This window comes from Streptomyces sp. NPDC048484 (assembly GCF_040651415.1).
In the GTDB taxonomy this organism is placed as follows: domain Bacteria; phylum Actinomycetota; class Actinomycetes; order Streptomycetales; family Streptomycetaceae; genus Streptomyces.
The window spans coordinates 154,887-181,355 of the sequence record NZ_JBEZJY010000007.1; the positions used below are offsets into that span (position 1 = coordinate 154,887).

21 protein-coding genes and 1 pseudogene are annotated in these 26,469 nt (G+C 69.4%); 12 read left to right on the forward strand and 10 right to left on the reverse strand.

From position 1 onward, the window contains the following. Positions 1-2 precede the first annotated feature (2 nt). Positions 3-1,061, forward strand: a complete 1,059-nt coding sequence (locus AB0D14_RS09480) for an endonuclease/exonuclease/phosphatase family protein (protein WP_362776609.1) — start codon at positions 3-5, stop codon at positions 1,059-1,061. A gap of 132 nt (positions 1,062-1,193) precedes the next feature. Here the strand turns inward: AB0D14_RS09480 and snpA are convergent, their stop codons facing one another. After that, entirely contained in the window at positions 1,194-1,856 is a 663-nt protein-coding gene (gene snpA, locus AB0D14_RS09485; protein ID WP_362776426.1) for a snapalysin, read from the reverse strand. A gap of 192 nt (positions 1,857-2,048) precedes the next feature. Between snpA and AB0D14_RS09490 the strand changes: the two genes are divergently transcribed. Further along, on the forward strand, positions 2,049-2,972 hold the full coding sequence (locus AB0D14_RS09490; RefSeq protein ID WP_362776428.1) for a LysR family transcriptional regulator: 924 nt from the start codon (positions 2,049-2,051) through the stop codon (positions 2,970-2,972). A 76-nt stretch (positions 2,973-3,048) separates the two neighbouring features. Here AB0D14_RS09490 and AB0D14_RS09495 read toward each other — a convergent pair whose 3' ends face one another. Further along, complete coding sequence (locus AB0D14_RS09495) at positions 3,049-5,163, reverse strand: PhoX family protein (protein ID WP_362776430.1); 2,115 nt, start codon at positions 5,161-5,163, stop codon at positions 3,049-3,051. A gap of 237 nt (positions 5,164-5,400) precedes the next feature. Between AB0D14_RS09495 and AB0D14_RS09500 the strand changes: the two genes are divergently transcribed. Together AB0D14_RS09500 and metG are read left to right on the forward strand one after the other, a co-directional pair. After that, positions 5,401-7,017, forward strand: coding sequence for a VWA domain-containing protein (locus AB0D14_RS09500; RefSeq protein WP_362776432.1), 1,617 nt, complete (start codon positions 5,401-5,403; stop codon positions 7,015-7,017). A 184-nt stretch (positions 7,018-7,201) separates the two neighbouring features. After that, positions 7,202-8,926 (forward strand): methionine--tRNA ligase, encoded by a 1,725-nt coding sequence (metG, locus tag AB0D14_RS09505; protein ID WP_362776433.1) that lies wholly within the window; start codon positions 7,202-7,204, stop codon positions 8,924-8,926. A gap of 234 nt (positions 8,927-9,160) precedes the next feature. Here the strand turns inward: metG and AB0D14_RS09510 are convergent. After that, positions 9,161-9,787, reverse strand: a pseudogene (locus tag AB0D14_RS09510) (hypothetical protein); the annotation flags it as partial. A 52-nt stretch (positions 9,788-9,839) separates the two neighbouring features. Then, positions 9,840-10,259, reverse strand: a complete 420-nt coding sequence (locus AB0D14_RS09515) for an ATP-binding protein (RefSeq protein ID WP_362776434.1) — start codon at positions 10,257-10,259, stop codon at positions 9,840-9,842. 227 nt (positions 10,260-10,486) lie between these two features. Here AB0D14_RS09515 and AB0D14_RS09520 point away from each other — a divergent pair, with 227 nt between their 5' ends. The 3 genes from AB0D14_RS09520 to AB0D14_RS09530 all read left to right on the forward strand — a co-directional run bounded on the left by AB0D14_RS09520 (position 10,487) and on the right by AB0D14_RS09530 (position 12,622). Continuing rightward, positions 10,487-11,338 (forward strand): helix-turn-helix transcriptional regulator, encoded by an 852-nt coding sequence (locus AB0D14_RS09520; protein ID WP_362776436.1) that lies wholly within the window; start codon positions 10,487-10,489, stop codon positions 11,336-11,338. Between the two features lie 8 nt (positions 11,339-11,346). Next, a complete protein-coding gene (locus AB0D14_RS09525) occupies positions 11,347-11,556 on the forward strand; it encodes a DUF397 domain-containing protein (RefSeq protein ID WP_362776438.1) in 210 nt (69 codons plus the stop codon). 121 nt (positions 11,557-11,677) lie between these two features. Beyond that, positions 11,678-12,622 (forward strand): hypothetical protein, encoded by a 945-nt coding sequence (locus AB0D14_RS09530; protein ID WP_362776439.1) that lies wholly within the window; start codon positions 11,678-11,680, stop codon positions 12,620-12,622. A 119-nt stretch (positions 12,623-12,741) separates the two neighbouring features. Here AB0D14_RS09530 and AB0D14_RS09535 read toward each other — a convergent pair whose 3' ends face one another. Further along, complete coding sequence (locus AB0D14_RS09535; RefSeq protein WP_362776612.1) at positions 12,742-13,590, reverse strand: DUF3152 domain-containing protein; 849 nt, start codon at positions 13,588-13,590, stop codon at positions 12,742-12,744. Between the two features lie 357 nt (positions 13,591-13,947). Between AB0D14_RS09535 and AB0D14_RS09540 the strand changes: the two genes are divergently transcribed. The 4 genes from AB0D14_RS09540 (at position 13,948) to AB0D14_RS09555 (ending at position 17,447) form a co-directional block, all read left to right on the forward strand. After that, the gene (locus AB0D14_RS09540) at positions 13,948-14,649 is read left to right on the forward strand and encodes a response regulator transcription factor (protein ID WP_362776441.1); all 702 of its coding nucleotides are present in this window, start codon (positions 13,948-13,950) and stop codon (positions 14,647-14,649) included. 20 nt (positions 14,650-14,669) lie between these two features. Next, positions 14,670-16,235: a HAMP domain-containing sensor histidine kinase gene (locus AB0D14_RS09545; protein WP_362776443.1), complete on the forward strand. Its 1,566-nt coding sequence runs from the start codon at positions 14,670-14,672 to the stop codon at positions 16,233-16,235. A gap of 8 nt (positions 16,236-16,243) precedes the next feature. Beyond that, a complete protein-coding gene (locus AB0D14_RS09550) occupies positions 16,244-16,894 on the forward strand; it encodes a hypothetical protein (RefSeq protein ID WP_362776445.1) in 651 nt (216 codons plus the stop codon). Between the two features lie 76 nt (positions 16,895-16,970). Beyond that, entirely contained in the window at positions 16,971-17,447 is a 477-nt protein-coding gene (locus tag AB0D14_RS09555) for a hypothetical protein (protein WP_362776447.1), read from the forward strand. A 105-nt stretch (positions 17,448-17,552) separates the two neighbouring features. Here the strand turns inward: AB0D14_RS09555 and AB0D14_RS09560 are convergent, their stop codons facing one another. The 4 genes from AB0D14_RS09560 to aspS form a co-directional block, all read right to left on the reverse strand. After that, positions 17,553-18,515, reverse strand: a complete 963-nt coding sequence (locus tag AB0D14_RS09560) for an intradiol ring-cleavage dioxygenase (RefSeq protein ID WP_362776449.1) — start codon at positions 18,513-18,515, stop codon at positions 17,553-17,555. A 120-nt stretch (positions 18,516-18,635) separates the two neighbouring features. After that, positions 18,636-19,634: an MFS transporter gene (locus tag AB0D14_RS09565; RefSeq protein ID WP_362776451.1), complete on the reverse strand. Its 999-nt coding sequence runs from the start codon at positions 19,632-19,634 to the stop codon at positions 18,636-18,638. Between the two features lie 165 nt (positions 19,635-19,799). Beyond that, entirely contained in the window at positions 19,800-19,970 is a 171-nt protein-coding gene (locus AB0D14_RS09570; RefSeq protein ID WP_362776453.1) for a hypothetical protein, read from the reverse strand. A 534-nt stretch (positions 19,971-20,504) separates the two neighbouring features. After that, positions 20,505-22,274: an aspartate--tRNA ligase gene (aspS, locus tag AB0D14_RS09575; RefSeq protein ID WP_362776454.1), complete on the reverse strand. Its 1,770-nt coding sequence runs from the start codon at positions 22,272-22,274 to the stop codon at positions 20,505-20,507. Positions 22,275-22,464: 190 nt separating this feature from the next. Here aspS and AB0D14_RS09580 point away from each other — a divergent pair, with 190 nt between their 5' ends. Then, the gene (locus AB0D14_RS09580; RefSeq protein ID WP_362776456.1) at positions 22,465-24,756 is read left to right on the forward strand and encodes a SpoIIE family protein phosphatase; all 2,292 of its coding nucleotides are present in this window, start codon (positions 22,465-22,467) and stop codon (positions 24,754-24,756) included. A 166-nt stretch (positions 24,757-24,922) separates the two neighbouring features. Here AB0D14_RS09580 and AB0D14_RS09585 read toward each other — a convergent pair whose 3' ends face one another. Then, positions 24,923-26,347: a condensation domain-containing protein gene (locus AB0D14_RS09585; RefSeq protein WP_362776458.1), complete on the reverse strand. Its 1,425-nt coding sequence runs from the start codon at positions 26,345-26,347 to the stop codon at positions 24,923-24,925. Positions 26,348-26,469 lie beyond the last annotated feature (122 nt).

A 26,469-nucleotide genomic window follows, 5' to 3' on the forward strand; every position in this document is an offset into this window, starting at 1 on the left:
CGGTGTCGCGGCACGGCGGCACCCGGGCCGGCGCCTGGTTCGCCGCGCTGCTGCTTCTCGGCGTGAGCGTCGTCCTCGGCTGCCGCATCGCCGACACCGACGCCGTCACCCCCGTGCCCCAGCTGCTCGCGTTCCTGCCCTGGCTCGCCGCCCCGACCGGGGTCGCCCTCCTCCTGGCCGCGCTGTCCCGCTGGCGCACCGGCCTCGTCTGGGGCGTGGTCGCTCTCGGTGTGATCGCCTGGTACATCGAGCCGTACGGAAAGACGATGGAGGCCGGGGGTGTGCCGGTCGCCGAGGTCCGCGTCCTCACCTCGAACGTCGAGTTCGGCCAGGGGACGGACGCCCTGATCGAGGCGGTCACCGAGCAGCGCCCCGACTTCGTCTTTGTCCAGGAGTGCGACTCCACCTGCGAGAAGGAGCTGGACCAGGCCCTCGGCAAGAGCGGGAAGGACGGGAAAGGCGAAAAGGGCGGGAAGGACGAGAAGGGCAGCGGGAGCGAGGAAGCCGGGAAATCCGGGGAGAGCCGGGAGAGCGGGGAGAGCGTCTATCCCTACCGGCAGGCAGTGGAAGGTACCGGGTCCGAAGGTTCCGTCATCCTCAGCCGGCATCCCCTCAAGCCGGCGAAAGGCATCCCCGCCACCATGGGCATGCCCGGCGCCGTCGCCGACGTGGACGGCCACGAGATCCGCCTCCAGCTGGCCCACCCCATGCCACCGCTCCCGTCCCATCTGGGCGCCTGGCGCAAGGAGCTGTCCGCCCTCCGCGACTATGCCGCCGCGAACATCGACCGCCCCACCGTCGTCGCGGGTGACTTCAACGCCTCCCAGGACCACGCGGCCTTCCGCCGCATCCTGGACACCGGCTTCATGGACGGCGCCCGCCTCACCGGCGACGCCCGCACGCCGAGCTGGCCCTCCCTGACGACCCCGGCCCTCGGCGCCCAGATCGACCACGTCCTCGTGTCCCGCGGCTTCACGGCGAACAGAACCCGTTTCCTGGACCTCGGGAATACCGACCACCGAGCCCTCGTCGTGGACCTGACCCTCAACGGGAACGCGTGAACCCCCTGGAAAAAAGGACGTGGGCCGCCCTCTGTGCAGGAGAGGCGGCCCACGTCCGTGGGGGGTGGGGTGGTACATCCGAGGGGACAGCAGCGACTGGCAGTGCCCAGTGCTTCTGGCAGTACCCAGTGGTTACTGGTCCTGGTTGACCTTCGCGAGTGCCTTCGCGAGCCCGTTGGCCCACAGCTGGTTCACCCGCGACCGCTCCGCGGCGTTGGGGTTCGCGTTCGTGCAGGACGTCCCCGGCCCGCCGCCCGACATCAGTTCGCTGCACGGCCCGGTGTAGTGGTCGGGCAGTCCGAGCACGTGCCCGGTCTCGTGGGCGGTGACGCGCGTGGAGTCGTACTGCCGGTTCTGCGCGTAGTCGAGGAATATGTAGCCTCTCCCGTGCCCGTCCGAGGAGGCGTACGAACCGCGCGAGTCGTTGCCCTCGCGGTACGTGAAGTCGGCGCTGGAGCCGGCCTGGAGCTTGACGTTCGAGACGGAGCTGTTCCAGATCTGTGTACTGCGGGCTATCTGTGCGCTGAAGGACGGCGCGGCCGAGGCGTTGTAGACCACGGTGACGGCGGCGGCGGCCTTCGGGCTCGCGGCGCGCTTCTCGGCCACGGACTCCAGCACGGCTTCGAAGAAGGCCTCGTTGGCCTTCGCCTCTTCGCCGGAACCGTTGTAGCCCGCGAAGGAGGCAGCGGACGCCGGCTCCGGTGCCGGGGCCGCCGCGGCCGGGACGGTACCGAGCGCTGCCGCCGTGAGGCCGAGGCCGACCGCAGCAGAGAGCATGGGTGTGGACAGGCGCATCGATGACTCCTTGTGGGGGATGTGGGGGTGAAGTCGTCACCGGTGAGTTTCTGTGCCTGTGAGGCCGCTGTGATGATGCCAATCGGCGATAGGACGCTGCTATCCGCACGGAACTGATCGTCCAACTCGCCTGTTTTGGATGGGGTTTATGCGTCTGGTGAAAGCCGTGCTTCCGTTTTAGAGTTCAACGGCATGGACCTTGAGGTCAGGCACCTCCGCGCACTGTGCGCCATCGCCGACACCGGCAGCCTGCACCGGGCCGCCCGGCAGCTGGGCGTGGCCCAGCCCTCGTTGAGCACCCAGCTCAAACGCATCGAGCAGGAACTCGGCGGCCTCCTCTTCCGCCGAGAACGCACCGGCTGTCGGCCGACTCCGCTGGGCCTGGTCGTCCTCGGCCGCGCCCGCCCGCTGGTGGCCGAAATGCGGTCCCTGGTCGCGGAGGCGCGGGCCGCCGCGACGGACGCGGACGGGCCCCAGCTCCGTATCGGCTCCACCGCGAGCCGTGCCCTCGCGGGCTGGCTGCGACGGCTGCGCGCACAGCAGCGGGAGCCGGTCCTGCAGATGGACGTCTCCCCGAACGCCCTGCTGCGCATGCTCGCCGACGGGCGGCTCGACGTGGCCTACGTGCACGAGGTGGAGGGCAGTCCGCTGCGGGTGCCGGACGGGCTCGCGCTGCGCGTTCTGGTCGAACGCGAACCGCAGTTCGTCTCACTGCCGGCCGACCATCCGGCGGCCGCGCACCCGGAGGTCCAGCTCTCCGACCTGGCCGAGGACCGGTGGATGATCGATCCGACGGTCGACGGCGAGTGGGACGCCGTGCACCGCATGCTGCGGGCGGCGGGGATCAGACCCCGGGTGCTGCACGGGGACTACCACACGGCCGCCTCACTGGTCGTCACCGGCGAGGTGGTCACGGTCTGCCAGCCGACGTGCCAGCCCCGGACGGAGATGGCGGTGCGGCGGATCCAGGGGGACCCCCTGGGTGTGCGGCTGCTGCTCGCGGCGCGTACGGAGGGGGAGCTGGACTTTGTCTTCCCTGACCTGTGGGAGGCGTACGCGGAGGTCGCCCGGGAGGCACCCGGCTATCAGGAGTGGCTGAATCTGGCGATCGTGTAGCGGCCAGCGGCCACGTGCCTCTGAGGGCGACGGGGGCGCCCCTCTTCCGGAGAAGGCACCCCCGCTCGTGTGCGCGTCACACGCCGATGTCTTCGCCGTCCTTGCGCCAGACCGCCACCACCGACGGGCGGACGATCTTGCCGGGGCCGTCGGGCCAGACGCTCGCGGGGTTCTCGACGGTCGCGCCGGTGATCTCGCCCGGGTGCTGCACCGACACGAGGACACGGCGGTCCTGCACGAGCGGGCCGCAGGTCTCGGCCCCCTTCGGCACGGTCAGGAACTGCTTCAGCTCGCCACGCCGGTCACCCTTCGTCGCCACGCCGAACAGGCCGTCGTGGGAGCCGAGCTGGGCGCCGTCGGTGGAGATCCACAGGTTGCCGTGCGGGTCGAAGGCCACGTTGTCCGGGCAGGAGATCTGGCTGACCTTGTCCTTCGGGTAGCCCGCGAAGTACGTGGCGGGGTCCTTCGGGTCGCCCGCGACGAGGAACAGCGACCAGGCGAAGCTGGTGGCGTCGGCGCGGTTGCGGCGCTCGGTGAGCTCCAGGACGTGCCCGTGCTTGTTGGCGTTGCGCGGGTTGGCCTCGTCCACCTTGGCGTTGGAGCCGACCCCGCGGTTGGTGTTGTTCGTCAGGGCGACGTACACCTTGCCGGTGTGCGGGGAGGGCTGGATGTCCTCCGGGCGGTCCATCTTCGTCGCGCCCACCTTGTCGCCGGCGAGCCGCGTGAAGACGTACACCTCCTCGGCGGTCATGCCCTCGACGTGCGAGACGGCGCCCTTGGCGGTGGCGGTGGCCAGCGGGATCCACGTACCGCTGCCGTCGAACTCGCCGTCGGCCGGGAGCTTGCCGGTGCCGTCGATCTCGATCGCCGGCGAGTCACCGGTGAGCTTGGCGACGTACAGCGTGCCCTCGTCGAGCAGAGTCAGGTTGTGCTCGCGGGCGGCGCGGCTGTTGCCGTGGCGCATCCGCTTGCTGCCGACGAACTTGTACATGTAGTCGAAGCGCTCGTCGTCACCGGTGTAGGCGACCGGGCGGCCGTCGTCCGTGAGACGGATCGTCGCGCCCTCGTGCTTGAACCGCCCGAGCGCGGTGCGCTTGCGGGGCGTCGAGGTGGGGTCGTACGGGTCCAGCTCGACGATGTAGCCGAAGCGGTGCACCTCGTTCGGCTCCTGGGCGACGTCGAAACGCTTGTCGAAGCGTTCCCACTTGCGCTCGCTGGCCCCGGTGCCGATGCCGTAGCGGGCGTCCGTCGTCCGGCTCGCGCCTGCGAAGTACTGGTTGAAGTTCTCCTCGCCGTGCAGCGTCGTGCCCCACGGGGTCTCGCCGCCGGCGCAGTTGTTGAGCGTGCCGAGGACCTTCTTGCCGGTCGGGTCGGCGGAGGTCTTCAGGAGGGCCGAGCCGGCCGCCGGACCGGTCACCCTGAACTCGGTGGTCACGGTGACGCGCCGGTTGAGGTGGTGGCGGGGCACGACGGTGAGCTTGCCGGTCCTGCGCTCCTCCTCGACCACGACGACGCCCAGACCGTGGGCGGCCCAGGCGATCTCGGCCTGCTCGCGGGTCGGGTTCGCGGGGTCGTAGCCCTTGAACATCAGGACCTCGTCCGTGTACTCGTGGTTCGCCACGAGCAGCTGACGGCCGCGCTCGCCCGGCAGCGGGAGCAGGGCGAGGAAGTCGCAGTTGTAACCGAACTGGCCTGCCTGCGCCTCGGCGGTCTGCTTGTCCGGGTCGAAGGCCGGGGCGCCGCGCAGGATGGGCTCGCCCCAGCGGACGACCACGTTCTGGCCGTAGCCCTCGGGGACGGTCACGGCGTCGGCGGTGTTCGGCGCGACGGCGGTGAAGCGGAGGCCACGGGCCGCCTTGCCCTTCGAGCCCTTCGAGCCCTTCGACCCCTCCGGTCCCTTGGCGAGGGTGGCGGACGCGCTACCGGCCGTGGCGGGCTGGGCGGCGGCGGGGGCCGCCCCGGCGCCGACGACCACGCTGCCGGCCGCCGTGGTCACGGTCACCGCGGCCGCGGCGCGCATCATGGAACGGCGACTGAGCGCCCCGGCGATGACGTCGCCGACGTATTCGTTGGCGCTGGTGTTGGGCGCCGGGTGGAAGCAGGCATCACCACAGCGGTACCGACAGGTCATCTCGGAACGGCCGCCCGGGTGTGAACCGGTCGAGCCGAGCAGAGGCAGCAGGTTGCGCACGTTCCCTCCCCTATGTCTGTGTCTGCCGTGACGCTAGGGGCACGCCCGTGCGAGAGCGCGGACGTGAGGTGAACGGAGAGTGAACTGGGCCGAGCTAACAGGGCTTTACCCCTGACAGACGTGCTGTTGCCGAGCCCGCGTTCGGGCGCGATAAAGATCTTCGGTCCTGGCGGCTAACCTTACGTGTCCGTCCTGGCCAGGGATTGACGGAACCAACTCATGCGAAGGGTTGCGCACATGGGCATTCTCACCCGCCTGCGAGATGCGTTCGGAAAGTCACGCAAGGGGGACGCTGCCTCTGCCGCGCCCCCTTCCGCATCCGCCACTGCCGAGCCGACCGTGCCGGCGGCCCGGCAGGAGACGGCTCCCGAGCCCACGCCTGCGGCAGCCGAGCCTGAGGTCTCTGTCCCCGCACCGGCCACCGAGCCGGAGTCCGAGCACAGGACCGAGCCTAAAACCGAGCCCAAGACCGAGACCAAGACCAAGACCAAGACCAAGACCGAGGCGTCCGAGGCGGACGATCTGGTCTCGGCGGCGTTCGACAACGTGACGGTCCCGAAGCAGGCGCCTGCGGCGGAGACCGAGCCGAAGGCAGAGGCAAAGGCAGAGGCAAAGGCTGAAACCAAGCCTGCCGTGGAGCCCAAGACCGAGCCTGCCGTGGAAGCGGAGGCTGAGGCTGAGCCCGCTGCGAAGGCCGAAGCCGAGCCCGTGGTGGCGGCCGAGCCGAAGCCCGAGCCCGTGGTGGCGGCCGAGCCGAAGCCCGAGCCCGAGCCCGTCGTTGAGACGGCACCGGAGCCCGAGCAGGATCCGGAGCCGGTCGTCGCCGAGGTCGCTCCGGCGGCCGAGCCTGTGGTGGTGCCCGAGCCGGAGCCCGTGGTGGCGCCCGAGCCGGTCGTCACCGAGGTGACCCCGGAGCCGAAGCCCGAACCCGCCACCGCCACCGCGGCCGAGCCCGAGCCCGAGCCGGTGATTGTCGAAGCCGAGCCCGAGCTGGTCATCCAGCTCGTACCGGAATCCGAGCCGGAGCCCGAGCCCGCAGCCGCCTCCGAAACCGAAGCCGAGGCCGCCGCCGAGAAGGCGTCCGAGGCCGAGGCAGAGGTCGAGGCCGTCGTTGCCGAGGTGGTCCCGGAGCCCGAGCCGCTCGCCGCGAAGGCGGACGAGCCGGCGGCAGCCGACGGCACCGAGGCCGCGCAGAAGCCGTCCGCGGCCGACGTCGAGTCCCGCGCCCCGGGCCTTCTCTCCGGCTACAAGGCCGCCGCCACCGCCCTGGAGAACCAGGGTCTCACCGGCGCCCGCGCCAAGGTCTACCTCGTGCTGGACCGCTCCGCCTCGATGCGCCCGTACTACAAGGACGGCTCCGCGCAGGCTCTCGGTGAGCAGACCCTCGCCCTCGCCGCCCACCTGGCTCCGGAGGCGGCCGTCCAGGTCGTCTTCTTCTCCACCGAGCTGGACGGCACCGGCGAGCTCACCCTCGCCGAGCACGAGAACAAGATCGACGAACTCCACGCCGGACTCGGCCGCATGGGTCGTACGAGCTATCACGCGGCCGTGCAGGAAGTGATCGCCCTCCACGAGAAGGCGGGCACTCCCGCGGAGCCCGGCCTCGTGGTCTTCCAGACGGACGGTGCCCCGGACGCCAAGACCCCGGCCACCCAGTCCCTCACGGAAGCGGCGAAGAGCCACCCCGGCCTCTTCTTCTCCTTCGTCGCGTTCGGCGAACAGGACAACAAGGCCTTCGACTACCTCCGCAAGCTGAAGTCGGACAACACCGCGTTCTTCCACGCGGGCCCCACGCCCCGCGAGCTCACGGACGCGGAGATCTACGAGGGCGTACTGGCGAACTGGCGCCCGTAAGCCCTCACCGGACCCTTCCGGACCCCTCCGGACCCCACCCCGGCCGCCCCCTTCTCACCCCATAAAACGAGGAGCGGGCGGCCCACCCATGTCGGATACGATTTCAAGGTTCGTAAGACGGTCGAAAGTCGGAGCACAGTACGACTTGCCGTCACCTCACGTAGCGACTCGGGAGCAGCCCGCAATGGCTCGACACCTCATCACCAGCGCCCTTCCGTACATCAACGGGATCAAGCACCTGGGCAACATGGTGGGGTCCATGCTCCCGGCGGACGTCTACGCCAGGTACCTCCGTCAGCGCGGCCACGATGTCCTCTACATCTGCGCGACGGACGAGCACGGCACCCCGGCCGAACTGGCGGCGAAGGAGCGGGGCATCCCGGTCGCCGAGTTCTGCGCCCAGGCCCACGACGCGCAGAAGGCGATCTACGACGGCTTCGCCCTGGACTTCGACCACTTCGGCCGCAGCTCCTCCCCGCAGAACGCGGAGCTGACGCAGCACTTCGCCCGCAAGCTGAACGAGAACGGCTTCATCGAGGAGCGCGAGATCCGGCAGGTGTACTCGCCCGTCGACGGCCGCTTCCTGCCCGACCGCTACGTCGAGGGCACGTGCCCGCACTGCGGCTACGACAAGGCGCGCGGCGACCAGTGCGAGAACTGCACGCGCGTCCTGGACCCCACGGACCTGATCAACCCGCGCTCGGCGATCTCGGGTTCGACCGAGCTTGAGGTCCGCGAGACGAAGCACCTGTTCCTCCTCCAGTCGAAGCTGCAGGGTGAGGTGGAGGAGTGGATCGACGAGGTCGCGGACGAGTGGCCGCAGCTCGCCTCCTCCATCGCCCGCAAGTGGCTGACCGAGGGCCTGCACGACCGCGCGATCACCCGCGACCTGGACTGGGGCGTGCCGGTCCCGGCCGACACCTGGCCGGCGCTGGCCGCCGACGGCAAGGTCTTCTACGTCTGGTTCGACGCGCCGATCGAGTACATCGGGTCGACGAAGGAGTGGGCGGACGCGGCCCCGGAGGAGAACCGGGACTGGAAGTCGTGGTGGTACGAGCCGGCGGGCGCGTCGGACGTGCGCTACACCGAGTTCATGGCGAAGGACAACGTCCCCTTCCACAGCGTGATGTTCCCGGCCACGGAGATGGGCGTACGGGAGCCGTGGAAGAAGGTCGACCAGCTCAAGGCCTTCAACTGGCTGACGTACTACGGGGGTAAGTTCTCCACGTCGCAGAAGCGGGGCGTCTTCACCGACCAGGCCCTCGACATCCTGCCCGCGGACTACTGGCGTTACTTCCTGATCGCCAACGCCCCCGAGTCGGACGACTCGTCGTTCACGTGGGAGCACTTCACGGCGACGGTGAACAAGGACCTGGCCGACACCCTCGGAAACTTCGTCAACCGGGTCCTCTCCTTCTCCAAGAAGCGCTTCGGCGAGGAGGTCCCGGCAGGCGCGGATGCGGGTGCGCCGGAGGCGAAGCTGGGCGAGGAGATCGCGTCACTCCTCTCCGAGTACGAGACCCAGATGGAAGCGCTCCAGTTCCGCAAGGCGGCGGCTGCGCTCCGCGCGCTGTGGTCGGCGGGCAACTCCTACCTGGAGGAGAAGACCCCCTGGCTGGAGATCAAGACCAACCCGGAGGGCGCGGCCCTCACACTCCGCACGGCGATGAACCTGATCCACCTCTACGCGGTGGTCTCGGAACCCTTCATCCCGGCGTCCTCCAAAGCCATGCGCGCGGCCTTCACCCTGCCGAACGACACAGCGACCTGGGTGACCCAGACCGAGGCGAAGTCCCTCACCGCGCTCCCCGCAGGCACCCCCTTCACGGTCCCCCCGGTCCTCTTCGCCAAGATCACGGACGAGGACCTGGAAACGTACAAGGAGCGGTTCGGCGGGGCGCCGGAGTAACGACCGCGCACATCCCTCAACGGTCGGGGTGGCCGGACACCGTACGCCGACGGTGACCGGCCATCCCGTTTGCGTACGCGTACCCGTAGACGGCGTTGACGAGGAGATCGGGTCGTTTCCAGTGCAGGCTCAACCGGACTCCGCAGAAGAAGAGGAACCGCCGCCCAGGCAGCCGACTGAGCCGGCCGACGACGACTGCTGATCGGCCGACGACGACTGCTGATCGGCAGGCCGTCAGTCTTCGCGGAAGAGTTGCGTCGCGTCGGTCGCGTGGACCGCTCGCTGCGCCCAGAGTTCGAGTTCGTCGAGGTCCGTGCAGGTACGCACGCGCTCGCGTACTGAGTCAGGAACCTCGACGCCTCGCCACTGAAGGATGTTCAGGGTCATCTCGGCGCGGTCCTCAATGCGACCCTCTTCCCGGCCCTCTTCCCGGTCCTCTTCCCGTACCTTCTCGGCGACCTCGTGCCGGAAGAAGTAGTTGATCGCCGTCATCAGGTCCCTCCACATCTGCTTCGCCTGGGGATCGACCAGGCATGACTCGGTGAGCTGCGCGAAGACCGCCGCGATGTCGGGGTCGATGGTCTGCAGAGCGGCTGCCAGGGTTTCCAGTATGGCGGCGGCTTGCGGGCCCCTGCCATGTGTCATCGCCGAGAACGCGGCGAGTGGTACGTCCCGTGCGGCTTCTTGTTCGTCCGTGATCAGCGGCACGTTGTCCGGGCCGAGGACCAGCGGCCTTACGGTGAGCGAGTTCCAGACGGGCAGGCCGAGCCGGATGGGCTGCGCCGCCCAGCGGGCCGTCGAACTGGTCTGGGTCAGCACGATCAGGATCGGCTCGCAGTCGTACTTCGCGTACAAGTACGACGTGCGACGAGCTGACCATCGGGTCTCCTTTCTGTCCGACGTGATCAACGAGCTACGCGGCGCCCAGGTCACACCACACGTACTTGCCCTCGCCGCCCTCTCTCGGCAGTGGATGCCAGCCCCAGACGTCCGCGCAGGCCTGGACGAGGGTCAGGCCCCGGCCCGATTCCGACTCCGCCAGGTCGGCCAACGCCGGTGCCGGGACCGGCTCCGGGGGTTCGGGGTCGCCGTCCCACGCGCCGATCCGCAGGACTCCGTCCCGCCAGCGCAGTCGTAGGGCGGCGGGGCCCTTCGTGTGGCGTACGGCGTTGGAGATCAGCTCCGCTGCCAGGAGTTCGGCGACGTCGGTGAGGCGGATCAGGCCGTGGATCGTGAGGATGAGGCGGAGGGTTCGGCGGCAGACGGTCACCGCGCGGGGGTCGTTGGGGATGCTGATCGTGTACTCCCAGGACTCGGTGGCGTTTTGCGGCATGCGGATGAACTCCGTTCCATGAATGGGAGGTTGAGGTGGGGAGTAGTGGCATGCCGCAGCCGTCGTGGCAGGACGGAGTGGTGCGCTTCCGGAGTCCCCGAAATTCACAGGGTGTGCGTCGCGTCACTGACGGTAGGCCTTAAAGTTGCGACCGTGCAAGCCGTTCACCTAGCCTGGCACCCGAACGAGGCACCTCGGCAGGTGAGTTGAATCAGGAAGCTGGGCACATGGCAACAAGGCGTCATCCCACCGCCCGACAGCAGCGGCTGGGCGCCGAGTTGCGCAAACTGCGCGACGCCGCAGGCCTCAAGGCCACCGAGGCAGCAGCCTTGCTGGGAGCGAACTCCGCCCAGATGAGCCAGATCGAGTCCGGCGCCGCAGGCGTGAGCGAGGAACGCCTGCGACGCCTGGCCGCCCATTACTCCTGCACGGATGAGGAGCTGATCGACGCGCTGGTGGCATGGGCGACGGATCGTACGCGTGGCTGGTGGGAGGAGTATCGGGGCCGACTGCCCACTTCGTTCCTGGACCTGTCCGAGCTGGAGCACCACGCCACCTACCGCTGGGACGTGGATTTCCTGCACGTCCCCGGCCTGCTCCAGACGGAGGACTACGCCCGCGGAATCCTCGGGTACCGGGTTCCCGAACTCCCCGAGGGCGAACTCGACTTGCGTGTCCGGCACCGGCTGGAACGGCGCGTCGTCCTCGAAGACCCCCAGCCGATCCAGTACGAGGCAGTGATCCACGAATCAGCACTGCGCATCCGGGTCGGCGACCGCACCGCGGCACGAGTTCAGCTCGCCCGCATTCTGGAGTTCTCGGAAGCGGACCATGTGACCGTGCGCGTGATCCCGTTCGACCTGGACAGGTTCGCCGGCGCCGACAGCGCCATGGTGTACGCGGGCGGGACCGTACCCAGGCTGGACACGGTCGTACGCGATTCGCCTCAAGGCGCGGGCTTCATCGACGCAGAAGCCCAACTGGCTGGCTATCGAACGCTCTTTCGTAGAATGGAGAACGCGTCACTCAGTCCCAAACGATCGCGTGACTTCATCCACCGGCTGACGAAGGAGCTATGAGGCACACGATGAGCACTCCTCCCATCTGGCAGAAGTCGTCTTTCTCGGGAAGCGGCGACGGCAACGCCTGCGTCGAACTCGCCGCCGAATCCCACGCCATCCACTTCCGCGAGAGCGACGCCCCCTCCATAGAACTCATCACCACCCCCACCCCCCTCGCCCACCTCCTCCACGGCATACGCTCCGGCAACCTCGGCGGCATTCACCCCCGCGAGTGAATAACTACAACTGGGCTCTCTGCACAACGCGTTGCTGACCTACGCTCCCGCTGGAACCTGCCACGGGCATGTGCCATAAGCAGCTTCCATCCCATGCCCGCCCGCTCTCACAGGGAACCTCATGGTCAGCTCGCCACACGAGGCGATGCACCGCATCTTCCAGGACCACCCGGACCTCTTCTCCGGAGTGTCCAAGGTGCTCGGCGTCGACTTCGCACCGCCCACCTCGGTCACCCTCATGCCGACGGACCTCACCGAGGACCGCCCGCTCGAACGCCGCGTCGACACGTTGCTGCGGCTGGAGACGGAGGACGACGAGCCGATCCTCCTCGCCGTCGAGGCCCAGGGCAAGAAGGACCCGGACAAGCCCGCGAGCTGGGCGTACTACGCCTCGTACCTGCTCACGAAGTACCGGCTGCAGCCGATGCTGCTGGTCATCTGCCAGGACCCCGCGACCGCCGTATGGGCGGAACAACCGGTCAAGTTCGGCCCTCGCCAGTGGCCCTTGCTCACCCTGAGTCCGCTGGTCGCGGGCCCGCACAACATGCCGCTGATCACCGACCCGACCGAGGCCCGCAAGGACCTCGCGCTCGCGACACTGTCCGCGATCACACATGCCAAGAGCCCGGAGATCGGGACCATACTCAAAGCAGTGACGACCGTTCTGCGGGACGAACCGGACGCCGTCAAAAACCCCGTCATCGAATTCATCTCACGCGGCCTGGGCAAACTGCCCGCCGCGGCACTTTGGAGGAACCTAGTGGCCGTGGACCTTTCTTTCTACAAGTCACCCATCTTCGAAGAAGCCCGCGACCAAGGCCGAGCTCAAGGCCTGGCTCAAGGCCGGGAGGAAGGCCGGGAGGAAGGCCAGGCACAGGGGCAAGCGCAGGGCCGGGCCGAGGACATCCTGTTCGTGTTGGAGCGACGCGGTATCGATGTCCCCGACGAGGCACGAACACGCATCACCGTCTGCGACGACCTCGACATCCTGCGTCGCTGGCTCGACCGATCCCTCACCGCGCTCTCAACCGACGAGATCTTCGCGAATGAGAGCCACGGCGTATGAAAGCGGCCCGGGACGCCAAGCCGAGTCCCGGGCCGTTTACGCACCTTCAGTCGGACCAGGTCAGGAGAGAACCCCGGCCCCGTCGTCCTCGCCAGCTCCGCCGGCCGGCCTGCCGTCGCTCAGGACACGGCCGGTCCCGTTATCAGGCTGCCGTTGGCGTCGTACGGCCAGACGTTGGGCTTACAACCGCGCATGCCCTTGATCTGTTGCATCATCGCCGGGGCCGGTTTGCCCGCGCCGGCGCACGTCACATGGCCGTGGCCGAGGAAGTGGCCGACCTCGTGGTTGATGATCAGGGCACGGTAGTCGTCCACGTCATCGGCGTAGACCGGGGTCGCCAGCAGCCACCGCTTGAGGTTGACCACGACGTCCTTGCCCACGCTGCAGTTGACCTCGCCGCCGGTGTTCAGGCCGTAGCGGCCGCAGATCTCGTCCACCGTTCCCGGCGTGGCGAGCCGTACGACGAAGTCGGACGTACCGCCGGAGACGCGCCGGAAGCCCGACCGACCGTCGGCCGTCCAGCCGCGTTGGTCGGCCAGTATGCCCTCCACCTGCCGGGCGACATCGGCGGCCGACTGCTTGAGGCCGTCCTCGACGACGACCTCGTAGCTCAGAACGCGGGCTCCCTTCCCCACGGTCTTGCTCCCGCCCCCGGCCGTGGTGAACGTGCCCGGACCCGTTAACGGGATGGAGGGCGAGGAAGAGGAGGAGGAAGCGGAGGCGGAAGCGTCCGGCGACTCGACGCCCTTGCCGGCATCCTCGGCCGACGCCGACGCCGACGCCGACGCCGAGGACGAGGACGAAGCCGAAGCCGAAGCGGAGGGGCTTCCGCTCGGATCCTTCGACGCCGGATCGGACGGCCGCGCGGCGGCATCCGGCTTGTCGTCGGAACCGGAGGCCGTGGTCGTCGTCCCGTTCACGGCCAGGGCCGCGGCGGACAACACCGCCAGCGCGGCGAGGCCCCACAGCAGAGGGCCTTTCCCCTTCCTGCCGCCCCGTCCGCCGCCCCCGTGCGTGGAGCCTCTGCGACGGCGACGGGATCGCGCCGTCGGCGGCTTGGCGGTCGAGAACGTGGCGACCGGGGGCCCGTTGGTCGCGCGGCGGCTGATCATGGTCATGGACATCAAGAGTGAATACGCGATGTGATGGGTTCTGGCTCAGAAGATAACGAGATCGTAACGGTCGACGATCGTCCGCGCCGGGCCGCCGAGGACCGACCGGGGGCCGACCGAGGGCCGACCAGGCTATGTGATCGTCCCGTAACAGTTCCCTGTGCGGCCCCCCTCCCCGCCGCAAGCCTCCCGAGCCTTACGGATACTGAGCGCATGCCACGTGTCCTGTTGATCGAAGACGACCGCGCCGTGCAGGAGGGCGTCCGGCTCGCGCTGCGCCGCCAGGGACACGACGTCACCGCCGCCGGTACCGGCGAGGAAGGGCTCGCTCTGCTGCGGACCTTCCGGCCGGACGTCGTCGTACTCGACCTGATGCTGCCCGGCCTCAGTGGTCTTGAGGTGTGCCGCCGGATCCGTACCGAGGACCAGGTGCCGATCATCATGGCGACCGCCCGGGGCGACGACACGGACATCGTGGTGGGGCTCGAAGCCGGAGCTGACGACTACGTCGTGAAGCCGGTGCAGGCACGCGTGCTCGAAGCCCGTATCCGCGCGGTCCTGCGCCGGGTCGGCGGCACGCCGAACCCCGACGGCGGCATACCGAAGATAGAGACCCATGGCGACGACGGCGAACTGACCATCGACCGAGCCGGGTTGACCATCACACGGCAGGGGGTTCCGATCTCCCTCGCACCTTCCGAACTGCGGCTGCTGCTCACGCTCTCCGCCTCGCCCGGCCAGGTGTTCTCCCGCCAACAGTTGCTGGAGGCGGTGTGGGAACACAGCTACCACGGCGACTCACGGCTGGTGGACGCGTGCGTCAAACGGCTGCGCACCAAGATGGGCGAGCCCGCGGGGCAACCGCGTTACATCCAGACCGTGCGCGGCTTCGGCTATCGGTTCCAGTCCCGGTGAACGGGTGAACGGGTGAACCGGTGAGGACGCCTTTGAACGGCCTGCGCGGCCGGCTGCTCGTGGCCTTCGTGCTCGTCGCCGCCGTCGCCGCCCTGACCACTGGCGCCCTGACCTTCCGGGAGGCCCGCATCGGGGTGCTCCAGCAGAGCCAGGACAACGTGATCAAACGCCTGCGCGAGCACGTCAACTCCCTTGCGCCGGGCATCAGTTACCCGCCGACCCAGCAGGACCTGGAGTGGGTCGCCGAGCAGGTGGCCCGTGCCGAACCGACGCAGCGCTGGCGCGTACTGGCCACCTACGGCGATCTGCGCGCCGGCTCCACCCCACTGGACAGCTTCACCGAGCTGACGCCCGCCATGCGGTCGGCCGTGGGATCCCGCCGGGCCGCCGTCTTCCAGCGCGTCACGACGGGCGGCCGCTCCTCGCTCGTCGTCGGCATGCCGGTCGCCTTCGGCTCGCCCGCTGAGCGCCCGGCGTCCGGGGTCGCGGTCTTCCTGACGGTGCCGCAGACCGGCGAGCAGGGTTACGTCGACGCGCTGGTCACCGCCATCGGGCGCGCCGTCGTGCCCGCCCTCGGCCTCGCCGTCCTGCTCGCCCTGCTGGCCGCCCGCGGTGTGCTGCGTCCGGTACGCGAGTTGCGCCGCGCCACCCGAAGCATCGCCGAGGGCCACCTGGACACCCGGCTCGCCGTCAACGGCTCCGACGAACTCGCCGACCTGTCACACACCTTCAACGAGACCGCCGCCGCACTGGAGGAGTCCGTGGCCGAGCTGCGCCGCATGGGGGCCCGCGCCCGCCGGTTCGTCGCGGACGTGTCGCACGAGCTGCGTACCCCGCTGGCCGCGATGTCGGCCGTCACCGACGTCCTCGACGAGGAGGCGGCCCAGCTCGACGGGGACACCGCCACAGCCGTACGGCTCATCAGCTCGGAGACCGTGAAACTGACCCGCCTGGTGGACGACCTGATGGAGATCTCCCGCTTCGACGCGGGCGCGGCGGGCCTGCAACTCGACGATCTCGACCTCGCGGAGTGCCTTCACCGCACCCTCGCCGCCCGCGCCTGGCTGGACACGGTGGACAGCACCCGGCTCCCCGCGCCCGGCGAACTGCGCGGCCGGGTCGACCCGCGCCGCCTCGACGTGATCGTCGCGAACCTGATCGGCAACGCACTCCAGCATGGTGCACGCCCCGTGGAACTCCGTTTGTACGCACAGGAGTTGCCGCGGTCCGACGACGGGCACCGGCACCGGGACCGGCACCGGGTGGCGGTCATCGAGGTTCTGGACAGCGGGCCCGGCATCCCCGCGGACGTCCTGCCCCACGTGTTCGACCGCTTCTACAAATCGGACTCGGCCCGGCCCCGATCGGAAGGCAGCGGCCTCGGCCTCTCGATAGCGGCGGAGAACGTCCGCCTGCACGGGGGCACTGTCCGGGCCGCGAACCGGGCGGAGGGCACGGGGGACGCCGGGGGCACCGGGGCGGTGTTCACGGTGGAGATACCACTGGGGCAGGAGCAGGATCCGGAGCAGGACCCGGAGGGCCCGCCGGACGAGGGCATCGCGAGCTTCCGATGGGAGGAGGCATGAGCAGGGGCATGAGCACGAGCAGGGGCACGAACGTGGACCCCAACGCGGGCACGAGCACGGGGCTCGGACATCGGTCGTTGCGACCCGGGCTCGGGCTGATCGCTGCGGCCGGCGCGACCACCGCGGCCATCCTGCTCTCCTCCTGCGGCCTCTCCTCGACCGGTATCCCCCCGACCGGCGTCGTGGAGGCCGGGGAGGGGGCCGAAGGCATCCAGCCGGCCCAGACCATCTACTTCGTCAGGGAAGGCAGCCTGATCGGCGTCCGCTACCAGCTCCTCGACCCGCCCGACACCAGAACGGCCGTGGAGACGCTGTTCCGGGGGCCGGACACCGGTGTCGACCAAAGAGGGCTGACCACGGAACTTCCGTCGCTGCAGGCCCCGCCGACAGTCCGCACGAACGGCACGAGCGTGTCGGTCGAACTGCCCCCGGGCACCGAGCCCCTGAACAGAACAGCCCTCGCCCAACTGACGTGCACGATCACCGACGCCCACCTCGTCGCGTCCCCGACGACCGGCACCGCGTCGACGCCGAAGGTGAAGGTGACGGTGAAGGTGACGGCCCCCGACGCCTGGCAGGCCGAGGGACCCAGCGAGCCGTGCCCCGAATCCAGGGCCGCAGAACCGCCTCGTCCGGTGCTTACGACCCGATCCGGATGATGCCGACCGAAAACCCGTGCTCCGGTTACGGGACCCCGCTCCTGGCATGTGCACAATCCCTCCGTATGGTTTCGTCATGGCAGTCCCCCAGGTCATCCGGATCGCGTACAAGCCACACCACCGCACCGACGCCATCGGTCACTACGCGGAGGGGCAATTCCTGGGGTCGGTCACCTACGCCTTCCCCGAGGATTTCCGCCCTGGCGACGGCTGGGAAGAGCACAAACGCCTCTTCACGGTGCTCCACACCTTCGATACAGAGGGCCGTCACCGCGACTCGGAGATCTGGTGCGCCGGCACCTGGACCGAGCAGCAGCGCGACCCGCAGGGGCCGGGCTCGGTCCTCGCCCAGGCCCAGGCCCATCTCGCGAAACTCCTCCGCAGCCTCCCGCGCCGCCGCTACACGGACATCGCAGTCCAGCCCTTCCGCCTCACCCGCGACGGCGTGCTGTTCGGCCTGTTGACCGGTGAGGACGAGGGTGAACCGTGGGCCGAGCTCTACCCGGAGCGCCTGGGCTTCGCCCCACCCTGGGACGGCTCGTACGACATCTGAGCACGCTCCTTCGTCAGCCCGGCATAGCGCACGGCGAACGGGCCCGGAATCACCATCATTCCGGGCCCGTTCCCGCGCGGCCGACTCAGTCGGCGGTCATACGGTTCAGCTCGCCGAAGGCGTTGCCGAGGCCGTTTCCGAAGCCCCCGGCCGTACCGCGTCGTCCGTGCCCTCGTGGGTCACGTCCGGGTCCACGCCCATCGTGATGGTGCCGAGGACACCCTTCGCGATGCTGTTCTCCTTGTACTTGAGCTTGAGCAGACCGCCGGTCGTGCCGGACTGGTCGTAGATGTGGTCCTCGGTGAGCGTCGTGCGCTCGGTCGTCGACGTGGAGTACGGCTCGACCTCCGCCGAGGCGAGCACCGACTCCTCGTCGAAGAAGAACTGGCCGGTGTGGCAGGTGTTGCCACCCTCGTAACCGGCGTCCGTCCAGGTGCCGCCGACGTGCACCTTGGTGTGGACGTGGACGCAACGACCCTGGTACCAGCCTGGGAAGACCGTCTTGAAGGTGACGAAGCCCTGCTTGTCCGTCTTCCACGTGCCGCGCAGGTAGCGCTTGTCGTCGGTGGGCTCCTGGTGGCCGCCGGGACCGCCGCCCCCGGGCGGGGGACCGGTCGGTGTGCCGGTCGGCGCCTCGGTGGGCGGCGTACCGCCACCGCCGCTGGAGGCCTCCTCGTAGCCGGAGTAGAGACCCAGCGCGTCGCACTGCCAGATGTCGACAGCGGCGTTCTTGATGGGCTTGCAGGTGTCGTTGTCGATCACCTTGAGACGGAGGGTCAGGGGGATGCCCTCTTTGTCCTCGGTGATGTCCTGCCGGAGCTTGTCGGCATCGATGTAGTACGGCCCCTCGGTGGTCTCCGTGGTGAGCTTGTAGCAGGCCTCCGAGGAGGTCGAGGTCGAGGTGGCGGTCGGCGACGTGCCCTTCGTCGTCTGGCCGGCGTTCGCGGTCGCGGCGATCGTGCCGCCCACGCCCACCGCGGCAACCGCGGCGCCACCTGCCACTACGACCTTGCGACGCGTCACGTTCCGCTTGTGTTTCGGCCCTTGGGCCGACTGGTTTCCCGTCATGAACGAGGAAGCTAGACAAGAAGGCTGTCAACAACGTGGGTGCGGACTGTGGATTGCCGTTCGCGTCAGAAACGTGACGCGAACTGATCGGCGGGTGCCGGCGCCTCCTCGGAGCCTGTGTCACCTCCCCGGCCGGGCACAGGCTCTGAGGAGGCGCCACAGCACGCGCACCCGGTGGGCGAGCGGCAGCAGCCGGCGCCAGTTGTACTCGGCGGTGGCGCCGTCGCGCAGCCCGGCCGGGCGCACCGCCAGGGAGGCCACCCACAGGCCCGCGACGCCGAAACCGGCGGCGGCGAGCGGCCAGGCCAGGGCGACGCTGCCGAGTCCCTCGTACACGACCGTCCACCGGACGCCGGAGATGCCCCGGAACAGCCACAGCAAGGCGGTGGCGACGATCAGGGCGATCAGCACCTTGTCGCCCCGCAGGGTGAGCCGGGCCCCGGTCATGACCTCGCCGAACGATTCCCCCAGTCGTGGGGCGAACGCTCGCCGGGGACGGTCCGGACGCGGTCGCCCGGTCAGGAACCGCAGGGACAGTACGGCCGCCAGTGTGCAGGAGACGCCCGCGACGATCTGGGGCAGCGCCAGGTCCAGCGTGCCCAGTGCAGCGCCGGTCAGCGTGCCCAGGACGAGGCCGGCGTTCTCGGCGATCTTGCCCTCGGCGAAGAGCCGGTCCAGGCCGCGCGGGTCCGTGCCCCCGGTCTCGTCCACGGCCCAGGCCTCCAGGGCGCCGGACGCGAAGGTGCCGCCCAGCGCGGCGAGGAGCACTCCGGCGGCAGCGACGTACACATCGCCGCTGAAGAACAGGGCACTGTAGCCGACCGCCCTCAGGACGAAGCTGAGCGCGACCGAGACGCGTCGGCCGAGCAGGTCGGCCAGGACGCCGGTGGGGATCTCGCAGACCCCTTCGACGATCCACACCGCGGCGATCAGGGCGAACACCGACCCCGAGCCCATGCCCAGCGACTGCAGCAGCAGGATCGACGTCACGGTGAGGAGCATGTCGGCGAAGTAGTCGAGGCCGGACACCAACAGATAGCCGCGGCGGACACGTCGGACGAGAGCCCCGCCGGTGTCCTGCGCCGGGTCGCGAGAGGGCCGAGCGGCCGGAGACGTCACTGAGCGGCCCCGTCCGCCGGTCCGGCGAGCGGCACGTACACATGATCTGTCTGGTCCAAGTAGGGCGGTTCCGAGGTGATGCGCTGCATCGGCGGGCTCTCCGGGGTCCGGCACGACGGGTCCCGGGGGCCCCGGCGTCCTGACGCCGGAACCCCGGGAGAGCGGTCAGGCGTAGGTCTTGCCGAGCATCTTGGTGCAGCCGGCGCCGCCGAGGCTGACGATGTCCGCCGCCGGGGTGTCGACCTCGTCGAACCCTGCGATCTCGAGTTCGTCCTGGGTGCGCTCGGTCAGCGACTTGCGGACCGGCTTGTGCAGGTTCTCCGCGCTACGGGACATCGACTGGTCTTCCTCTCGCCCGGCCCCGGGCAACCTGGGGCCCATCCGAAGTCGCCCCGGGAACAGGGAGACCGCGTGCTGGAGGAGCGTGCGGGGAGGGGCGCTTCGCGGTCAACGAGGTGTATGGCCGGTAAGTGATGTCACCCGCCGGAGCGTCGAGGAGCGTGCGAAGGGGGCGCGTTCACGGCCGGGACAGGCCTCGCACGGGGACGCCGACCAGGGAGGAGCCGCATCGCACGCAGGTGACTCACGGTTACGACGAACGCGTACTGTCCGAATCTCTACGTCCTGGGAAAAACCGCTATCACCCAGATGGGGGTACTCGGGGATTCACTCCTCGTCATCGCCGATTCATGCTCCCGGACCGCGAGGCCTTCCCGGCGGGGGACGACCGCGAGGATCTTCCCTGAACGGCTGTGGGGCGGTGTCACCTTGTCCGAAGGTGACACCGCCCCACAGGCGTTCAGCCCGACTGTCCCGTCGCGGGACCCGACTACTGTCCCGTCGCGGGACCCGACCGTCCCGTCGCGGGAGCTACTTCGCCGGGTTCACCGGCTTACGCACCGACAGGTGCAGCTCACGCAGCCGCGTCTCGTCCAGCTCCGTCGGCGCACCCATCATCAGGTCCTGCGCGTTGCCGTTCAGCGGGAACGCGATGGTCTCCCGGATGTTCGGCTCGTCGGCGAGGAGCATGACGATGCGGTCGACACCGGGGGCGATGCCGCCGTGCGGAGGGGCGCCGAAGCGGAACGCGCGGAGCATGCCCGCGAACTGCTCCTCGACCGTGTCCCGGTCGTAGCCCGCGATCTCGAAGGCCTTGAGCATGATCTCCGGCTCATGGTTCCGGATGGCACCGGAGGACAGCTCGACACCGTTGCAGACGATGTCGTACTGCCAGCCCAGGATGTCCAGCGGGTCCTGGGTCTCCAGGGCCTCCAGACCACCCTGCGGCATCGAGAACGGGTTGTGCGAGAAGTCGATCTTGCCGCTCTCCTCGTCCTTCTCGTACATCGGGAAGTCGACGATCCAGCAGAAGCGGAAGACGCCCTCTTCGAAGTGCCCGGCGCGCTTGGCGGTCTCGACGCGTACCGCGCCCATGATCTTGGAGACCTCGTCGAACTCGCCCGCGCCGAAGAACACCGCGTGGCCGGCCGCCAGCGACAGGCGCTTCGTCAGCTCGGCGACGTTCTCCTCGGTCAGGAACTTGGCGATCGGGCCGGTCAGCGAGCCGTCCTCGGCCACCCGCACCCAGGCGAGGCCCTTCGCGCCCTGCGAGACCGCGTAGTCACCGAGCTGGTCGAAGAACTTCCGGGACTGCGCGGCCACGTCCGGCACCGCCAGGGCCCGTACGTGCCTGCCCGCGAATGCTTTGAACTCCGAACCCTCGAAGATGTCGGTGATGTCGGTGAGCTCCAGCTGGGCCCGCAGGTCCGGCTTGTCGGAGCCGTACTTCAGCATCGCCTCACGGAACGGGATCCGCGGGAACGGTGAGGTGACGTGCCGGCCGTTGCCGAACTCCTCGAACAGCTCGGTCATGAGCTTCTCGATCGGCTGGAAGACGTCCTCCTGCTCGACGAAGGACATCTCCACGTCGAGCTGGTAGAACTCGCCCGGCGAGCGGTCCGCGCGGGCGTCCTCGTCGCGGAAACAGGGCGCGATCTGGAAGTACCGGTCGAAGCCCGAGATCATCAGCAGCTGCTTGAACTGCTGCGGAGCCTGCGGCAGGGCGTAGAAGCGGCCCGGGTTGAGGCGGGACGGGACGACGAAGTCGCGCGCGCCCTCGGGGGAGGTGGCGCTGAGGATCGGCGTCGCCATCTCGTTGAAGCCCAGCGTCGTCATCTTGTGCCGGATGGCGGAGATGACCGACGTGCGCAGCAGGATGTTGCGGTGCATGCGCTCACGGCGCAGGTCGAGGAAGCGGTACTCCAGGCGCCGCTCCTCGTTCACGCCGTCCTCGGTGTTGATCGTGAAGGGCAGCGGGGCCGCGGCGCCGAGCAGCTCGACCTCGCCCACCTCGACCTCGATCTCGCCGGTCGGCAGCTCCGAGTTCACGTTGTCCGCGCCGCGGGAGACGACCTTGCCGTCGACACGGACGGTGGATTCCTTGGAGACCTTGTCGAGGGCCTCGTACGCGGGGGTGCCGGGGCGGGCAACGAGCTGCGTGATGCCGTAGTGATCGCGCAGATCGATGAAGAGGATGCCGCCCAGGTCTCGGCGATTGTGCAGCCAGCCGCTCAGCCGGACGTCGCTGCCGACGTCAGAGGCGCGGAGCTCGCCGCAGGTGTGGGACCTGTACCGATGCATCGTCGTTCATCCAGTCTTCGCAATCGGGGACATGTTTCACGTGAAACACAGGCAAGGGTACCGGCCACCCCATGATCGCCGTCCGCAATAGCTGCCGCGACGGTTTCCCGAACGCCCCCAGGGCCGGTGCCCACCCCCGTCTCACCTGCCTCGGTGGCACCCCTCGTTCACCTGTCCATACAGTGGGTCAATGCGCATAGGTGATGCCCTTCCCTCTGTGGGGGACATCCTCGCCGCCCTTGCCACCGGCCTGTGGAGGTGGGACAACGCCGCCGGGAAGGTCTCTTTCGACGCCGAAGCCTCCCGGCTCATCGGCCTGCCCGCGGAACCGACCGTGCTCACGGAGGCAGGCGTACGAGCCCGTTTCCACCCCGTCGACTGGAACGAGGTCAACGGGGTCATCCAGCTCGCCGCCGCCGAGAGAACACTCGCCGAGCTGCGGCTGCGGGTCATGGACGACCAGGGCCACGTGATCCGTACCGTACGCAGCCGCTCCAAACCGTCGGTCGACCCGGGCACCGGGACGTACCAGTTGATCGGCACCCTGCAGGAGGTCACCGAGCCGCCGCCGGGTGCCGCCGCGCGTACCCCGGTCACGGGTGACTGGCGGCGCTCACGCGAGGCGTTCCTGCTGGACGCGGGGCGTGCGCTGGCCGAGGCACAGTCCACGGAGGAGGTGCTGCGGGTCGCGGCCGGCCTGTCGATGCCCGGGTTCTCGCCGGACGGGCTCGCGGTCTTCGGCGCGGAGGCCGACCGGCTCACCGTCATCGGCCACCACGGACAGCAGTTGGGGGACGAGGACCCGTTCTCCCAGATGCCGCTGGACACGGACTATCCGGCCGCGGAGGTCGTCCGCACCGGCCGTGCCGTCTATCTCTCCTCCCCTGACCACTACCGCAGCCGCTATCCGGCCTCCTGGCCGCTCGCGCAGGGCTTCGGCCGCCAGTCCTGGGCGTTTCTGCCACTCACGGTGGCGGGCCGCACGATGGGCGCGTGGATGGCGGCCTTCACGTATCCGGTCACCTTCACGCCCGACGAACGGTCCGTGCTGACGACGGTGGCACGGATGCTGGCCCAAGCCCTCTCGCGGGCCGGGGTCACCGAGTCCGAGCGGGAGCTCACGGACGGCCTCCAGCGCTCGATGCTGCCCACCCTGGGCCCGAAGATCCCCGGGATGAGCGTCGCGGCCCGGTACGTACCCACTGGCGGCGGCCTCCAGGTGGGCGGCGACTGGTACGACATGATCCCGCTGCCCGGCGGCACCTCGCGAACGAGCCCCGGGGGCAGCCGCTTCGCGCTGGTCATCGGCGACGTCCAGGGCCACGACGTACGCGCCGCGGGACTGATGGGCCAGCTCCGGATAGCCCTGCGGGCGTACGCCTCGGAGGGACACCGCCCGGACGCGGTCCTCTCGCGCGCCTCACGCTTCCTGTACGGGATCACGTCCGACGACGAGATCGCGGACCTGCGCTTCGCGACCTGCCTGTACGTGGAGGTGGACCCGGAGAGCGGAGTGCTGGAGATAGCCAGGGCCGGGCATCCGGACCCCGCGATCCGCATGGCGGACGGGACCGTACTGATGCGGCCCACCGCGGGCGGGCTGCCGCTGGGCATCGACCCGGACGCCGACTATCCGACGACGCGGCTCGTGCTGGAGCGCGGCGAGACGATGCTGATCTGCACGGACGGGCTGATCGAGACCGGCGGGCACGACCTGGACACCGGCTGGCGCCGGATCCGCAAGATCCTGGAGAACCACGAGGGCGACATGGAAGTGCTCGCCGACGCGCTGGTCCAGGCTGTGCACGGGCCCTCCTCGCACCACACGACCGGGCCGCTCGTGGACCGCCGCGAGGACGACATAGCGGTGCTGCTGCTGTGCCGGGTGGGGGAGGGCGGCTGCGATCCCGACACCTCGGCCACCCCCCGGCCCGCCGCTCGGCGCACCATGCTGACCGTCGCGCAGGCCTTGCCGCAGAAGGTCGCGGTGGCACGGCAGCAACTGCGGGAGTTCCTGCACGACTGGGCCTCCGCCGACCAGGTCGACTCGGCGGTCCTGCTGGTCTCCGAGATGGTCACGAACGTACTCGTCCACACGGACGCGGACGCGCTGCTCGTCGCGGAGATAACGGGCCCGGCGGGCGCCCGCCGGATACGGATCCAGGTGACGGACGGCAGCGACGACCTGCCCCACAAACGGCACCCCGGCGAACTGGCGTCCTCCGGGCGGGGCCTGCTCCTGACGGAGCTGCTCGCCGACGCGTGGGGGGTGGCCCCTCAGGGCGAGGGCAAGAGCATCTGGTTCGAGCTCTACGAGGTGGAGCCCGGCGCGGAGGGGGAGTCCGCGGGTTCCGTGGTCGCCGCGTTACCCGCGATCTCCGAGACCTATGAGATCTCCGGAGTCGCCGAACTGCCCCGGGCTCCGGAAGTGGCCGAGGCGTCCGGGGTTTCGGGAGCGGCCGAGATGTCCGGGGACGCGTAAGGCCCCCGGTGCCGCGAGCACGCCGGACGCCGCCGTCCCGCGTGTCGAGGTGCACGACAGTGGCGAGGGGTGTGCCCCCGCACGGCTCTCGACGGCGAGGTCGGGGGCCATGCGGGAAGGGCCCTCTCGTGTCGGCGGTGGCCGACGAGTGGGTGTCGTGGACCGTTCACCCGGCGAGATCGTGTCGTGCGAGTTCGTAGGCACGTTGCTCGCAGGCCACGGTGAGGATGACGCCCCGCAACCGCTCGACGTACAGCCGCATGTTCTTGTACGCGGCGTCGGTGTCGGGGTAACGGCAGGCGAACCACAGACCTTCGTGGAGTCGGTTGACCCAGACGCACACCTGGTCGCCGTAGGACACTCTGACGAGTCCGTAGGCCGCCAGCTCGTCCCAGCGCTCCGAGCCGGGGATGCCCCGCGCATCGACGTACGAGACGATCGAGTACAGGTCGGGCGAGGTCGGGCGGAAGTCCGAGCCCAGCAGGCGCAGCACTCGGGCCAGCGGCATGCGTGCCAGCGACCTGTTGGCGTGCAACTCGGCGCGCACGGCTTTCAGGGCGCCGAGGAAATCGGGTGCCGGGTCCATGGGGACCTCGATCGGCGCGCCGCCGACGTACCAGCCCACGGAGTCGCGCCACTTCGACTTCACCCGGGTGTGGAACGGCACGACGGCACGGTAGACGGGCTGTCCGCCGATCTCGTGGACGATGAGGCTGGTGGCGGCCAGGATGCCGACGAGGCTGCCACCGAAAGGCCGGCAGTACGATTCGAACGCCGCGGCGGTGTCCGCGTCGACGAGCATCTCGCGCATGAACTCCTGGGTGGGCAGGACGCCGCCGGGCTCCAGACCGAGGTCGACGGGGAAGTTGGGCAGCTTCCCGTTGCATCGCCGGATGAACTCCCGCCAGCGGTCGACGATCTCGTGGGTGTCGTCGATCCGGTCCGCGTCCGCCCGCTCGATCTCGCAGAAGTCGACGTAACTGCCGACCTGCGACTTCTCCACGGGGCGGCCCTCGGCGGCTGCCGTGTAGAGCTCGTGGATCTCCGCGGGGAGGCGCTGCAGGGAGTAGGCGTCGACGTTGCTGTGGTCGAAGGCCATGTACACGCTGGCGCCGTCGTCCCTGACAACCGCCGTGTAGAGGAAGTTGGGCCAGCACAGCGCGTTCGCGGTGGCGTCGAAGCGGTCCTGCAGATGCTCGACGAGTTCTGCCGCGTCGGGGAAGTCACCGACCACCTCGCGATGGAGTGACACGGCCTCGGTGTCGAGCGTGAACCGGCGCATCTCGTCTCCGTCCCAGCGGAAGCCGCTGCGCAGCGTCTCGTGCCGGAGCGTCCAGTTGCGCAACGCGTCCTGCAGTGCGTCGAGATCGACCCTGCCCGGGATGTCGAATGCCGCAGCGAGCCAGGTCGGCACGAACAGGCCGTCCTCCCGCACGGATCGGGCCGTCCTGATGTGCGACTCCTGGACGTACGCCGGCGGCCGGGGGTCCGCCGGAAGGCCCGCCGCCACAGTGACGGTCGCCGGACTGAGCGCCCACTCGACGAGCCGTCCGGGCCGGACCTCACAACGCTGGATGTCGGTCATTCGCACGGGCGTCTCCGTTCGCAGTTGGAGCCCGGTTCGGGGCGGACCCGATCAAGGGAATGCTCCGACTGCGGACGGATGCACCCGGAACATGATGTTTTCCCACTTTTGAGTGGATTGAGTGATCG